The 14742-nt window shown below is 48.8% G+C and carries 7 protein-coding genes; 4 read left to right on the plus strand and 3 right to left on the minus strand.

Features of this window, described 5'->3' with window-relative positions:
- Positions 1-42: 42 nt before the first annotated feature.
- Genes LC417_RS09785 through LC417_RS09795 form a run of 3 tightly spaced genes read right to left on the minus strand, consistent with a single transcriptional unit; the run spans position 43 to position 7003 of the window.
- Entirely contained in the window at positions 43-3291 is a 3249-nt protein-coding gene (locus tag LC417_RS09785) for a type I restriction endonuclease subunit R (protein ID WP_223565780.1), read from the minus strand.
- Positions 3288-4643, minus strand: a complete 1356-nt coding sequence (locus LC417_RS09790) for a restriction endonuclease subunit S (protein WP_167430368.1) — start codon at positions 4641-4643, stop codon at positions 3288-3290. The genes LC417_RS09785 and LC417_RS09790 overlap by 4 nt, the downstream gene beginning before the upstream one ends.
- Positions 4643-7003, minus strand: a complete 2361-nt coding sequence (locus tag LC417_RS09795; RefSeq protein ID WP_167430367.1) for a class I SAM-dependent DNA methyltransferase — start codon at positions 7001-7003, stop codon at positions 4643-4645. Before LC417_RS09795 ends, LC417_RS09790 begins: the two co-directional genes overlap by 1 nt.
- 370 nt (positions 7004-7373) lie before the next feature.
- Here LC417_RS09795 and LC417_RS09800 point away from each other — a divergent pair, with 370 nt between their 5' ends.
- The 4 genes from LC417_RS09800 to LC417_RS09815 are packed head-to-tail and all read left to right on the plus strand — an operon-like array spanning position 7374 to position 14717.
- Positions 7374-9410: a hypothetical protein gene (locus tag LC417_RS09800; RefSeq protein ID WP_223565781.1), complete on the plus strand. Its 2037-nt coding sequence runs from the start codon at positions 7374-7376 to the stop codon at positions 9408-9410.
- On the plus strand, positions 9407-10270 hold the full coding sequence (locus LC417_RS09805; RefSeq protein ID WP_111534547.1) for an OmpA family protein: 864 nt from the start codon (positions 9407-9409) through the stop codon (positions 10268-10270). The genes LC417_RS09800 and LC417_RS09805 overlap by 4 nt, the downstream gene beginning before the upstream one ends.
- Entirely contained in the window at positions 10267-11592 is a 1326-nt protein-coding gene (locus tag LC417_RS09810) for an EH signature domain-containing protein (protein ID WP_223565782.1), read from the plus strand. The genes LC417_RS09805 and LC417_RS09810 overlap by 4 nt, the downstream gene beginning before the upstream one ends.
- Positions 11589-14717 carry a DEAD/DEAH box helicase gene (locus LC417_RS09815; protein WP_061703586.1) on the plus strand — a complete coding sequence of 1043 codons (3129 nt, stop codon included), beginning with the start codon at positions 11589-11591 and terminating at the stop codon, positions 14715-14717. Before LC417_RS09810 ends, LC417_RS09815 begins: the two co-directional genes overlap by 4 nt.
- Positions 14718-14742 lie beyond the last annotated feature (25 nt).

Raw genomic sequence — 14742 nt, forward strand, 5'->3', positions numbered from 1 at the left:
TACTTATCACTTAAACACCCCACTCACCGACGACTTAAAAAATTATGCCCCTTTCAACATATCAAACACCACCCGGGCAAAGCCTTTCGCCAGTTCAGGGTTAGAGAGGTATTGCACCATCATCTCCTGCTGGGCCTCGTTGCTGTCCATCACGGCATCATCAATGGCTTTCGGGAAATCCCCCAGCATCGCCTGTTCGCGAGTATTGTTGGCAATCTGGGTCATCACAGCCTGGTTTTCTGACAGCTTGTCGCGCACCGCGAAGGCATAATTGATCATGTCTTTATCGGTGAGATTATCGGTGAAAAATAGCTCATTAAGGCGAGACAGAATATTCGACAGAAACTCTTCTTTCTTGTCCTTCGGCTTCGCCGTGCCGACATCATTCCCCGGCTTGATTTTGTATTCTTCAGCATCCTCTTGCAGCTTCAGGTGCTGTTCGTGAAGCTTCGACAGGCGATAATGACTCATCTCCACGTTGCTTAAATCAATCTCATCTTCTTCGATACGCTGTTCATGCAGTAACGGGCGCAGATGGCGTGCAAACAGGCTTAGCTTCTCCAGGTTCTTGTCGTCGTAATCGACGATTTGCGACATAAACTCGTAAAAGCGGACAAAGCTGCCGAGATCTTTTTTGAAGATATCCAGCTTACTTTTTTCTTTCTCGCAGTCCTTAAAGGTGTTTTCCGCATTGGTGATCAGCACAACATCGCCGGTCTTCCTGGTGCGTTCGAACATCTCTTTGGCCAGCACATAGGCATCAATCGCTGAAGTGTAGCGATGCTTCCAGCGCTCCACCGCAGGTTTGCAGATATTACTGATGGCAGCGTTGGATTTGTTTTTGCTGAAGAAAGCCTCACAGAATTGCTCGACTTCGTTCCACAGGAAAATACCGCTGGTACGCAGCTTTTCATAAAGCTCGAAGACCAACTGCGGATCGCTGACATCCATCAGCTCGGCTGTCTGGTAGTACGGCTGGAAAGCCCCCAAAATCTCGTCAGGTTCGTTGTAGAAATCGAGCACAAACGTGCCGGACTGCGCCTTCCCGGGATAGGTACGGTTTAGGCGCGACAGCGTCTGTACGCACTCCACGCCGCCCAGCTTTTTATCCACATACATAGCGCACAGCTTGGGCTGGTCAAAACCGGTCTGGAATTTGTTGGCCACCAGCATCACCTGATAGTCATCGGTATCAAACGCTTTGCGCATATCCCGGCCTTTCAGCCCTGGGTTCATATTGATCTCGGTGAATTTCTGGTTAAGCAGCGCAAGGCTGTTGTGGTCATCTTCATGGAACTCAACTTCACCAGAGAACGCCACCATTGCACTGATCTTGTCGTAATTTTGCTGGGCGATGTATTTATCGAATGCCAGCTTGTAGCGCACCGCCGCCTTACGCGAACTGGTTACCACCATCGCTTTGGCCTGGCCGGCCAGTAGGTGCATCACATGCTTACGGAAGTGCTCAACAATCACCTTCACTTTCTGCGACACGTTATGATCGTGCAGCGACACCCACTGGTTGAGTTTGATCTTTGCTTTCTTGCTGTCCACTTCCCGATCAGGATCGTCCAGCTTTTGCAGCAGCTTGTAGGCTACCTTGTAGTTGGTGTAGTTCTTCAGCACATCAAGAATAAAGCCTTCTTCAATGGCCTGACGCATGGAGTAAACGTGGAACGCTTCCGGTTTGTTCGTTTTCGACGCCGGTTCCAGCGGATGAGGACGACGACCAAACAACTCCAGTGTTTTGGCTTTAGGCGTGGCGGTGAAGGCGTAATAGCTAAGGTTGTTGCTGCCTTTACGCGCGGCAACGGTGGCATCCAGAATATCTTCTGAAGATATCTCCACATAGTCATCCGCCTCTTCGGTCATCAGCACTTCTTTCAGCTGCCGCGCCGTAGAACCGCTCTGCGAGGAGTGCGCTTCATCGGCTATCACAGCGTATTTGCGCTGCTTGAGGCTGACGCTGTTTTCAATTGCCTTCAGGACAAACGGGAAGGTCTGAATGGTGACGATAATGATCGGTTGCGAGTTTTCCAGCGCGCTCGCCAGCTTCTCTGATTTTGAACCGTCGCCTTCTTTGTTATTGATACGCCCGACCACACCATCCTGATGCTCAAACTGATAGATGGTGTCCTGCAGCTGATCGTCCAGCACGGTGCGGTCCGTCACCACAATCACAGAGTGGAACTGCTTCTCGCCATTTTTATCATACAGGCGGGAAAGCTGGTGGGCCGTCCAGGCGATAGAGTTCGATTTTCCCGACCCGGCGCTGTGCTGAATCAGGTATTTATTGCCGGTGCCTTCCTCAGTGGCAGCAGTGATCAGTTTGTTCACCACATCCCACTGGTGATAGCGCGGGAAAATCAGGCTCTCGCGTTTGTACTTCAGGCCAATGGCGTCTTCTTTCTCTTCGATTTGCAGGTGCACGAAGCTCGCGAGAATTTTCAGCAGATTGTCCGGCAGCAGCACCTCGTTCCACAGGTAGCTGGTGGCGTAGTCGTTGCTATCTTCCGGAATGTCGTTTCCCGCGCCGCCGTCATGGGTGCCTTTGTTAAACGGCAGGAAGAAGGTTTTATCACCCTCAAGTTTGGTCGCCATAAATACTTCATACTGGCTGACGGCAAAGTGCACCAGCGCCCCGCGTTTAAAGGTCAGCAGTGGCTCAGGTTTATGGGTGCCCGAGTCCTTTGGCAAACGCGTTTTCTTATACTGCGTAATGGCGTTTTGCACTGTCTGCTTAAATTCAGACTTCAGTTCCAGCGTCGCTATTGGCAGGCCATTGACGAACAACACCAGGTCGATACGCCATTTCTTCGCCTTTACGCCTGTCTCTTCAAATACGGCGCTCGACGCATGCGGGCTGTAAACCAGTTCCGGCACAATGCGGCAGATATTCTGTTTATAGCGCGTCAGGGTTTCCGGATTGAGATTATGTTCCGGCTTAAACTGGCACAGAGAAAAACGCGCGTTATGGCTTTTGATACCGTGACGCAGCACGCCGAGCGTACCGTAAGTGCGCGACAGCATATCGGTAGCGTTGATATCCGCTTTTTTCAGCTGCGCCACCAGCGCATCGAGGAAATGACGCTCGGTATCGCCAGGATAAATTTTGGCAAATTTCTCCCACTCCTGCGGCTGAGTGGTTTGCACGAAGGCGATGGCATCCTGCGAGAACAGAGCGCGTTCGCGGTCATAGCCGTCAGACTTGCCACGAATCCAGCCTTTATCTTCCATCTGAGCAATCATTTCATCCTGGAAAATCAGCTCTTTGGTGGTATCCATACTCATGCGGTAGCTTCCTCTGTTGCCTCGATATCGCTGATGCCTGGCGCAACCCAATCGCGCACGTCGATTTTGCCGGTGACGGCGGCAGAGATAAGGGCGGTGCGACGTTCCTGAAGTAAAGACAGCATTACAAACTGTTTTTCAACTAGCATATCTATTTTGCTAATTTCTTTATCAAGAAAGCTCACAATCTGTCTCTGTTCATTCATTGGCGGTAACAACTTACGCAAATAAACAAAACGTTCTGCTTTTATTCCCTGAGCTGTACTACCTGATGAGTAAAGGTTAAGTGATTGCTGAAATTCTGAAGACATAATGAAATATTTCAAATAGAAATTATCAAGGCATGACACCATACCCTTAAATTTAATTATACGTTGAGCAAGAGCAATATCAGTTCTATCAACATTGGCTACCTCACCTAACGGAGCTTCAGTTGTAAATAATACATCCCCGATATCAGGCAGACCGCGACTCATGACTTCATTATAATTAGAGTAAGCAATAAATTCCTGAGATAACTGATAATCAAGCCTTCCTTTCTTAATATTTCTTGCAGTAACAAGCAATATTCCATCATCTGTCTTATTAGGTGTTTTTCCTCGATAGTCAACAATTGAGGATAAATATTTTTTGAACCCAGAAACAATCCAATGTTCCGGCACTTCCCCCAACCACTCAACACCCGAATCTTTCACCGGCACATCAGGATTTAACCCTTTTGTGACGGCATGGCTAATCACTGCCTGACGTTTTTCTTTTAGCAGCTCAATCAGTTGCTGTTGCTTTTCGATCAGGTTATCGATTTTTGCGGTTTCATGATCGAGGAAATCCGCTATTTTAACTTGCTCTTCTAACGAAGGTAGCGGATATATAATCTCGTTAAACGCCTCTGTAGGTAAACGCCATCTACCTAAGTGCGCACTTCCTTGTCCAAGATGGAAGAATCGACGTTGTTTGTAGCCATCTTGCAATAAATAAAGGAAATATCGGCTATAAAAATCATTATTATCACGAACAGAGAACACCCGATAGTCAGGACTTGTAACGCCATCATATTTTGATATATCAACATACCCAGTCAATAAATCCATATGATTCATTGCAAATTCACCAGGCAATACTCTCTGGTATTTTGAATAGTCCATTGATAGTTGCCCTTCACCACTATCAATATCTTTTATTTTAACACCCTTCTGAGTTACAGAAAGAATATCGAACCCGAGTGTCCCTGCAATTCTCTTTTTTATTTCAAAAATATATTTAAGTCTAAGTGCCGACCATTTCTTAGGAATAGATCCAAAAGATTCAACCCCAGAACCCTTATATTCCGGATAAGCCTTATATTTAGTCATCAGGAATGTACCTCCTGCAGCAACTTCATAATCTCAGCGCTGACGGCATCCAAGTCGGCATCAATCTCTTCTAACGGGCGCGGCGGCTGATAAACGTAAAAGTGGCGGTTAAATGGAATTTCATAACCGACAATCCCCACCTCACCGTCTTGGGCATCGCGCTTATCGGCGTTAATCCAGGCATCGGCAACGTGCGGCAGCACTTCCGCTTTAAAGTAGTTTTCAATCAGGTCACTGGTGGCAATCGCCGGATTTAACGGCACGTTTTCGTTATCACGCAGATCGCCGTCCTGCTCGAACTCCACCACTTTGCTTTTATACTCAAACGCACCGTACAGCGGCTGGGCAGCTTCTTTCAGTACCTTTTTCACTACCGGTTCAGCGGCTGGGTTTTTCGTGGTGATGGTGTCGATAAACTGTTTGTTTTCTTTGGTATCCAGCTTAACGCCTGCGGTTTTCATCGCGCCTTTCAGCGTCAACTGGAACTCATTAAAGTCATTACTGACAAGCTCTTTGCCACCCGCTTTAGCACCCAACGCCGTCTGGATTTGCTGCGCCTTATTCATTAAAGCACGTTGAGCCAGCCACAGTTTGCTATCCAGCAGGTCTTTAATCTGCTTCTCTTTCAGCTCGGCAAATTCAGCTTTGATAATCGCGCGGGCTTCAACTTCGATATCGGTAAAGTCGCCGTAGTTATCGTCTTGCCACTGTGCGCAGAACTCTTCATACAGGCGTTCCATCGGTGCATTCAGGGGTTTGGTGGCAAAGCGCAGCGTGGCAATCGCTTCGTCAGTCACCTGGGCTGACAAACGCAGTGGGCGCTCAATGGTCAGGCGGCGGTAGCCAAAATCGGTGCTGTTAAAGATTTTACTGGCGAAGGTTTTCACCGCTTCAGTTTTAGCAGTGGCTGACTGGCGTCCACGGTTAGATTTTTGCTCCGGTGCTTTATCAAGGCCTAACGCTTCAAGAGAAGTCGCATCCACCACTTCAAACTCACCAAAGGTCTGAGTGATAAGCTTAATATCGTCCTCGCCCATCAGGTTACGCTTGGAACCTAAAGACTTACGCATTTTGCCGCACAGGTTGGTGCCGTCAATCAGCTGGACTTTGCCTTTACGCTCGGCAGCTTTCTTGTTCGACAAAATCCACACGTAAGTGGCAATGCCGGTGTTGTAGAACATATCCGTTGGTAGCGCGACAATGCCTTCCAGCAAATCGGCTTCCAGAATGTAGCGACGGATTTCGCTCTCACCGCTGCCCGCCCCGCCGGTAAACAGTGGGGAGCCGTTAAGGATAATCCCTATTCGCCCACCGTTGCTCACGGTGCCATCCACATCGTGGTTGTCGCGCATTTTGCTGATCAGGTGCATCAGGAACAGCAGCGAGCCGTCGGAAACACGCGGCAGGCCCGGACCAAAGCGACCGTTAAAGCCTTTCTGCGTATGTTCGTCGTTAATCTCGCCCTCAATCTTCTTCCAGTCCACGCCAAACGGTGGGTTAGATAGCATGTAGTCGAACTGATCCTGCGGCAACTGGTCGTTAGAGAGGGTGTTACCCAGCTTAATACGGCTGACGTCCTGACCTTTGATCAGCATGTCGGCTTTACAGATAGCGTAGGATTCAGGGTTGAGCTCCTGACCAAAGGCACGCATCACCGCGTTAGGGTTCAATTCGTGGACATATTCCATGCCTGAAGAGAGGAAGCCGCCAGTCCCGGCCGTCGGGTCGTAAATGGTACGGATGATACCGTCCTGCGTCAGTGCTTCATCATCCTCCATAAACACCAGCGAGGTGGTCAGGCGCACGATATCACGAGGGGTGAAGTGCTCACCGGCGGTCTCATTGGAGCTTTCCGCAAAACGACGGATAAGCTCTTCAAACACCAGGCCCATATCATGATTGGAAATCGCTTTTGGGCTTAAATCGGTGGTGGCGAATTTCTTAACCACTTTGAACAGCAGGTTGGCATCTTCAAGCAGGCCGACAAACTCGCTGAATTTGAAGTGTTCGAAGATTTCACGTGCGTCCGGAGAGAACGCCTGTACGTAGCTTTCCAGGTTGGCTTTGATGTCATTCTGCCCCATTTTACCCAAATCCATCTTCGAGGTGTTGAAGAAGGAAAATGTGCTGGTGCGCAGCAGAAACTTCTCTTTGGCATCTTCCGGCAGTGGGCTGTTTTTTAGTTCATCATACTTCGCCACCACCGCGTCTTTAGTCTCCGCCAGCACACACTCAAGACGGCGCAACAGCGTAAAGGGCAGGATCACGCGCCCGTACTGAGACTGTTTGAAATCACCGCGCAGTAGGTCAGCGACAGACCAGATAAAGGCAGCCGTTTGCGAAAAATTTTTGTCAGACATAGGAATTCCGGAAAAACGTTGAATACGCTACCTGCCGCATACGGTCGACAGCCTGTCGAAACGGCAAACGGAGGGCAATAAATGAGATGGGTAAAATCATACATCGCATGCGCTCAAGCACAAGCATCAACTTTCCCTCAGTAAAACTTCCCCTTAGCTTCAGGAATCCCCTGCAAAACTAATACTTCTCTTTAAATTCACCAGCCAAGGTCGCGGCAACCGCCAAGTAATTATTTGATTATTAAAGTTAAAAATGTAGAACCCAAACTTCTTCTTAAGAAGTGCTGTTAAGATAGATAAGAATAATGAAATCTATTAGAGTATTCCCAAAAGAAACACTTCCCTTCTTCTTGTTATCTATGGTGTAAAAATGGATTCGCTGCTGCTTCCCGGCGTGCTGGTGCGTAATGGCATTTTGTCTATCGCTTCAGTTTTAAAAAATGATGCTGCCCCTGGATTTGTAACTATCCTGCTGGTTGCCACGCTTTGCTTTGCCGTTGTCCGCTGGCGCAAGCTGGTAAAAAGCCGCCGCAATGCTCTCAGCAGCATTCACAGCATTATCGCAAACACGCCTGAAGATCAGTTCAGCCAGCATGTGACTGAAATCGACGCCAGTATTGCAGCAGCCGATAAAACGGAAGAACAAAAGAATGTTGCTGAAGCCTGGTATGAATATCGCGAAACCCACGTAATCGACGATCAGAACGGTACACTTGTCGTGCGCAATGCGGTCCGTCCCAGCCAATTTTTTAATCTGGATGACCTGCACTTTACGCAAGGCTTCTGGCGCATCGTTCCGGGACTCTTTGTCACTGTAGGCCTGTCTCTGACCTTTCTCGGCCTGATTTCTGCACTTAATTCGATGAGTACTTCTCTGGATGACGGCGGGAGTGCAGCCTTAGAGGGCTTACTTACCATCGCTTCAGCAAAATTCATCATGTCCCTGACCGGTCTCTGCTGTTCGATTGTCTTTACCGTAGCTTTAAGACGCGGTACGTCACATTTAGAAAAAGCGGTTCATGGCCTCAATAGCCTGATTGAAAAGCGCCTGACGTTTATTAGCCTCGAAGATCTCTCCATTCGCCAGTTGAAAGCAACCATTGAAAGTCGTGAGCATTTCCGCAAGCTGGGACTGGAGATGGTGGCTGAGATTGGCCGCCCGCTACGTGAAGATCTCCCAAGAGCGATCTCGGAATCGATTAGTACAGCTATTACGCCGGTTATCGAACAGGTCAGCCGTTTGGGCAATGATGGCGTGGGAGAGATGGTACAAAACCTCTCTTCACGCTTTTCTGAGGATGTCGGTCGGGCTCTGGCACAAGCCAGCGAACGTATTTCTCTGGCAGGAGACCAGATCAAATTGCTGGCAGAGCGAATGGATCAAAGCTCAGGAAAAATGGGCAATGAAATGGAAAGCGCGATTGGCCGCTTAGGCCAGGCGGTGGAAACGCTGCGTGATGGCATGCAGCAAACGGCAGAGACGGCAACATCGGCATTCAACCAAGGTGCCGAAAACCTGCTGGCAACCATGAATTCAACCCTGCAGGGCATTAAAGACAATACCGGTGAAGGCGCGCGTGCGATGGGCGAAGCGGCTGCTGATATGAAAGCCGCCGCCTTGGGTATTCGAACCGAACTCGAAGTTGCAGCGAAACAGGGGGCTGAAGCAGCGCAGGCACGTATGTCTGAATCAGCGTCTAAGGCCAGCGACGCGATTGGTCAGGCCGCAACACAAGTGCTGGGTGCTTTTGGCAATACCGCAGGTGAAATCACTAAAGCAACTGAGGCGATGGCCCAGAAAGCCAGCAGCGAACTGCTTTCCCCTCTTTCAGTTATTGCTGAAAAACTGGAAGACGTGATGGGCATGCTGACCGAAACCAGCACTGCCTTACGACGGGCTTCTGATGGGATTAAAGAAGGCGCTGTCGCCTCGGAAAACGCCTCGGGCAGCTTCCGCACATCAGCACAATCACTGACCAGTGCAGCCGATCCGATTCGGGCGATGATGGAGCGCATTGAAGTCAGCACGCGCCAGTTACGTGAGAGCAGTGAAAATAGCCTTTCAGCCATCGCCAATGCCGCTAAAACCAATGCTGAACAATCTGCAATGACGCTTTCAGCTGCACAAGAGACATTGGGCGGGCAACATCGTGCGGTTGAATCCACGCTGACTAATCTTCAGTCTTTGATTGCGGCTTTACGCAGTCAGGGCGAACGTCTGGATGGCATTGACGAGAAACTTGGCAAGGCATTCGACAGCTACCAACAGCAAGTTGCTACATCAGTTGAAACGCTCTTCGATCATGTCAAAACCATGCAGAACGAACTCATGCCAGCGCTGGACACAATGCAGAGCATTGTCGACCAGGCTGAAAACTTCGCACCGAAACAGGCGCGGATGTCATGAGAGCCAATGCCGGTCGTAAGCGCTCACATGAAGAGGAAGAAGAGTCCGTTTTTGTCTCAATGACAGATATGACGGTCAGCTTTCTTTTCATTGTCATGGTGTTGCTCGCTTTTTTTGCCAGCCGCTACAACGATAAGAACACTGTCCCACGTGATGAGTATGAACAGGCGGTACAAACACGCGATAAAACCATCGTGGATTTGCGCGCTGAGATTGCGTTGTTAAAGCAGGTTGATCCGCTGGAACAGTATATGTCGCAGGCTGCTGCTGCCCGGCTCAACTTACTCTATCAATTGCGCAATAATCTGAAGCAGTCGTTTCCTGAACTGCCAGTTGATGTCATTCCTGAAGAAGGCACGCTGCGCTTTCAGGGGGAAGGCTTGTTTACCAGCAACAGCTATACGTTAAGCGACGATAAGCGGAAAATCGTCGAAGCATTGGCGAAGACGCTCGATTCCCTGCTGCCCTGCTATACCTTCAGCCAAAGCGTTGGATGGAATAAAAGCTGTAATCCTTCGTTTGCCATTATTGAAGCGGTACAGATTGAGGGTCACACCGATTCCAAAGGCGAAGATGTTTATAACCTGAATCTTTCGACTAACCGAGCCATCACCACGTTTACCAGCATGCTTGCCGCAGCGCCAGACCTGGTCGCACATTTTAATATGCGCACCCAACCCGTTCTTTCTGTGGCGGGCTACGGCAAAATGCGTCCGGTTAAGCCCAATGACACCCCGCAAAATATGGCGATGAATCGCCGTATCGATCTCCGCATCATTATGCATACACCGGCCAATGCAGCGGAAATTGAAGACATCCGCAAGCGCCTGATCGAGCCGCTGAGGAAGAGTACGCTATGAAATTGAGCGATGTTTTTCTTAAGCCTGTGGCCCTCGTCAAGCCAGCAATAGCTGTATCAAAAGGTTTAACGGTAAAGATCCAAGCCATTCATGAGCGCTGGCCCGATGTCGTTAAGGAGATTGCCGATCGCGATCGTGAAAAGATGTTACGCAAGCTGCTTGACTATATAGAACGCTGGGAATGGAATGATGTAAAAATGTCCTTTATCTGCTCTGGCGCACCGATTGTGTTTGATAAAGAATTCAGAACCCAGGAGGAGTTTGCTGTACTACAGGAGTTCTATTTACGGGAAACCATCGTTACGGACTCACAGCCCTTTATTTCTGCAATGATATCGGCCTATATCCGTAGTTATGAACCGGGCTCTGTTCACACAATCAAAATTAAAAACTGCCTTGATATCGCAAGCGAACATATGAGCGATAAGTGGAAAGATATTGTCGAGCAACTACCCGAATTCTTTAACTCTCACCAGGCACACCAAGCTTTAGCAGAGAGAATGACGGAGATGGATGCGCCATGGAAAGAGCTTAAACAGTTTGGTATTACACGCCCGCACGATCCGGGGTTAATGTCGCACGCTCATCTGGCCTATATAGCATCACTGGCACCTGGATTGAATGAAAGAGCCGCTATTGAGAAGCTTTTTGCCTGGTTAAAACCGGAGGGCAGAAGTGGCGCTTTGATGAATGGCGCAGCGGAAGCCATCAATGCGCTGTTATCACACTGGTTGTATAAACAACCCGACGAAGAACTTTCTCGCTATCTGACCGAAACGCTGGTGGCCTTTTATGAAGATCCACGCCTGAGCCGCGGTGGCGTATGGGGAAGTGTAGATGAAGCTTGCCGAAACCTGATTATAAACTGGCTGACACGCGAAAATATTTTGTTCTTCTTAGATGTAGTTTCTGACGTCGAAGACAGCCATATGTGGGAGCCTCGACGCAAGTTCTGGCTTAATTTATACCATCAGGACAAAATTGATTCCGCATGGGTTGCTTTTAGTGCTGAAGCAGATGTGCGGGCCAGATCGATAAAAAAGACTATGCGGGAAAGTGCGACCTTAACCTTCGGACGGCAAGTTGCTGGCAGCCGCAGAAATACCTCTTTGCTTATTCTGAAAATTGGACGTTGCATTGTGGTTGAAGGATCACACAACTACAAAGTGCATATTTTTAGCAGTGATAATAAAAAAGCGCCTGAACTATTTAGATTGACCTATGACTGCGAACATATTCGCATGCTCCCTAATCCTGTTGCGATTCCACATCTCAGCGGTTGGCAGGATAAAGTGCGCGAACAAATTGAGTATCTGTCATGACATTTGCTTTCAATCATAATGCAGAAGCGATTACCCTCAATATTGCTGAAGAAAAAAAGAGCGTTATTCATCGTCTGTTTAAAAGACAGCAACCTGCGACTTTGTCTGGCCTGACACATAACGATCGCGCCTTAGCTTTTGCTATCGCCGATCTGAAAGCGCTGGCAGAAGAATTTAGTGAACCTTTACACATCAGTGATGACGCTATCGTAATGAGTCATCATCTGGCAGGCCGACTGGACGCCGAAACGGCGCAGACGCTGGGCCTACCCCCTCTCGTCGATCTGACGTTGAAAACTGATATCGAAGGCTCACTCGGAAGCGATACCTTTCGCCTGCAGTATGAATGGCTACGCAACGGTGTTCGCCAAATACCACGTCGGACCGGATCAATTTTAACCACATCTCAAGGGCCACGCCGGTTGCCATTATGGATGATGGAGGCTGTTGAAGTTGCCGAAAACTTTACGCCAGGCGGCGGAGAAGCATCGGACTGGGAATCGCTGGCGCGCTTCCGTCAGGCCCTTGATCCTGGCGTCCAGATGGGCCATGAAATCAATGCCGTTCGTGTCTCGCTGACCGACTTTATGCAAGGTTTAGAAGTTCGCATTGCCGATCGTTTTTCTATTTCCACCAGCTTACATGGAGCTGATGATTTCGAAATCGTCCCTTTTTCCGGTAAGAACGTGGAAGAACTGGAAAGCAGCGGAGAAGCGGTTAGCGAGGCTGCAGGTGAGCTAAGTGAGCAAACGTTACGTCGGTTCCAACAACGTGTCAGAACTCAAGGAGCGCTTTCCGCTTACCGTGTTGGCGAAGGCAATTATCTGGTCATTGACCGCAGCGCTCGGCCCATCCTTGATGTCATGGTGGAGAAGCAAAAGTCTTCACCTGACGAAAGACGCGCTTTTATCGAAAACCCACGACCTGCAATTACCAGTGCTGTTGAAAAATACTTAAGACAATCAGGCAGGCTGGATGGTCTCGACGATGTGGGTGAAGAAGAAGCTATTGAAGCTGCAGCAGGTCCTGCATTTGTTGAAACCATTGAATATTCCGAGCGTGTTAAAGGAATTTTGCATTACCGAAAAGGTGCTGTTTCTACGCCTATGACCGGAGAAACGGTCTGGTTGCCTGAGGTAATCCCTGATGCCCTGACCAACATTATCACTGCGATGGATAGCCAGGCGCTGGCAAGCATCTGCGATCAGTTGCGTAATGCTATAGATGCATCTCAGAATGAAGTTGAGATCGCGTCTCATCCTGTTAAAGCCACAGAAGAGACATTGCACGCGCTAGAAAAGCGTTTGGCTAATCTTATAGAGATAGAAGGTTCAGCAGAAACAACAGAAAGCGAAGATAAGGTGGCTGTGGATGTTCAACCTCCCGCTACGGTGATCCTGGATACCAAAGACAACTTTGAGGAGCTGTTCTGGCAGCCTGACCTTAAAAAGCGTTCCGTATTTATTGATGAACAACTTCCCGCAGGCATTAAAACAGTTTTGCGGCCGCATCAGCTGGAGAGCTTTAGCTTGCAGCTTTCATCATGGAAGTCAGGCATGCCAGGCATTTTGAACGCAGATGAGCAAGGCTTGGGTAAGACACTTCAAACCATCGCATTTCTACGCTGGTTGAAAGAGAACAATAACGTTAGCACTGCCAGCAATAAAGAGCGCGGGCCAATACTTATTGTTGCTCCGACCTCATTGCTGGAAAACTGGAATGCTGAGGTCAGGCAGCATACTGATAGTGACGGACTTGGTCATTTGCTGCGTCTCTATGGTTCATCGCTAAGCCACTATAAAAATTTCGATGCTAAAGGTGTCGAGACAAAAGATGGCAATACTTTACTGAATTTTCAGCAGTTGCATGAGTCAATCAGGGAAGGAAAAGGCCATCGTTTCTGGATACTAACGACCTATACAACGCTGACTAATTACCAGCACTCTTTTGCGAAAATCCATTTCTCGGCCGTGGTGTTTGATGAAATACAGGCGGTCAAAAATCCTGACTCGCTACGGGCTCGCGCCGCCCGCGCCGTCAATGCTAACTATCGAATTGGCCTGACAGGCACACCGATTGAAAATACCACAACCGATCTATGGGCGGTAATGGACCAATTGGCCCCCGGTTCTCTGGATACGTTGCGTAATTTCAATACGCTGTATAGCGAACCTGATGAACAGAATATGCTTCAGCTGTATCAGCGAGTCTTTGAACCTCACAATCAACTGCCACCTTTAGCCTTCCGCCGTTTGAAAGAAGATGTTGCGAAAGAGCTGCCTGCAAAAACACGCTTTCTTCATCCGCGCCTGATGCCGGAAGGACAAGCTATTGCTTACGAAACAGCCCGGTTAAAACTTTCTCAGGGCGGTCCCGGCGCTGCACTTAAAATGCTGCAGCATATCCGCGGCGTTTCAGTACATCCAGCTATGGAAATGAGCGGCGACAATCAGAGTTTTATCGATGCCTCTGCGCGTCTAAATGCATGCTTTGAGATTTTGCATCATATTAAAGCAAAAGGTGAGCGTGTTCTGGTTTTCATTGAACACCGGAAAATGCAGTTTCGGTTTATGGAACTGGCTCGCCAGGAATTCGGGCTTGAATATATTGATCATATTAACGGCGATACGCCCATTCAGAAGCGCCAGGCTATCGTGCGTCGATTCCAGCGCCATCTTGAGCAAGATGGTGGCTTTGACTTGCTGGTGCTCGGCCCTAAAGCAGCCGGAACGGGTTTAACGTTGACTGCCGCAACACATGTCATTCACCTGTCTCGCTGGTGGAACCCTGCTGTTGAAGAGCAATGTAATGACCGTGTCCATCGTATCGGCCAGCTGCACCCAGTCCAAATCCATATGCCAATGGCCATACATGCTGGCTACCAGGAACACTCTTTCGACTGTTTACTCCAGGGGCTTATGTCACGCAAACGAAGTTTAGCGCGAGCAGCCCTATGGCCAATGGGTGATAGTGCTGGTGACATCTCACAGCTACAGGCAGCTTTAAGAAAAGACAAGTCTGAAGCGAGCGGAGATATTTTAGAAACAACTATCCGAATGATGTTTGAAAGAGATGCTGAAACTGACGGTACGCGAATGGATAATGGGTCATATCGAATCAGTTAGCTTCGTAATTTGCTCACTATTTAAA

The organism is Pantoea sp. OVA07A (assembly GCF_019969975.1).
Lineage (GTDB): Bacteria > Pseudomonadota > Gammaproteobacteria > Enterobacterales > Enterobacteriaceae > Pantoea > Pantoea agglomerans.

Excerpts from the sequence above, each read along its gene's own strand:
- LC417_RS09785 (WP_223565780.1), bottom strand. The coding sequence starts at position 3,291 with ATGAGTATGGATACCACCAAAGAGCTGATTTTCCAGGATGAAATGATT.
- LC417_RS09790 (WP_167430368.1), bottom strand. The coding sequence starts at position 4,643 with ATGACTAAATATAAGGCTTATCCGGAATATAAGGGTTCTGGGGTTGAA.
- LC417_RS09795 (WP_167430367.1), bottom strand. The coding sequence starts at position 7,003 with ATGTCTGACAAAAATTTTTCGCAAACGGCTGCCTTTATCTGGTCTGTC.
- LC417_RS09800 (WP_223565781.1), top strand. The coding sequence starts at position 7,374 with ATGGATTCGCTGCTGCTTCCCGGCGTGCTGGTGCGTAATGGCATTTTG.
- LC417_RS09805 (WP_111534547.1), top strand. The coding sequence starts at position 9,407 with ATGAGAGCCAATGCCGGTCGTAAGCGCTCACATGAAGAGGAAGAAGAG.
- LC417_RS09810 (WP_223565782.1), top strand. The coding sequence starts at position 10,267 with ATGAAATTGAGCGATGTTTTTCTTAAGCCTGTGGCCCTCGTCAAGCCA.
- LC417_RS09815 (WP_061703586.1), top strand. The coding sequence starts at position 11,589 with ATGACATTTGCTTTCAATCATAATGCAGAAGCGATTACCCTCAATATT.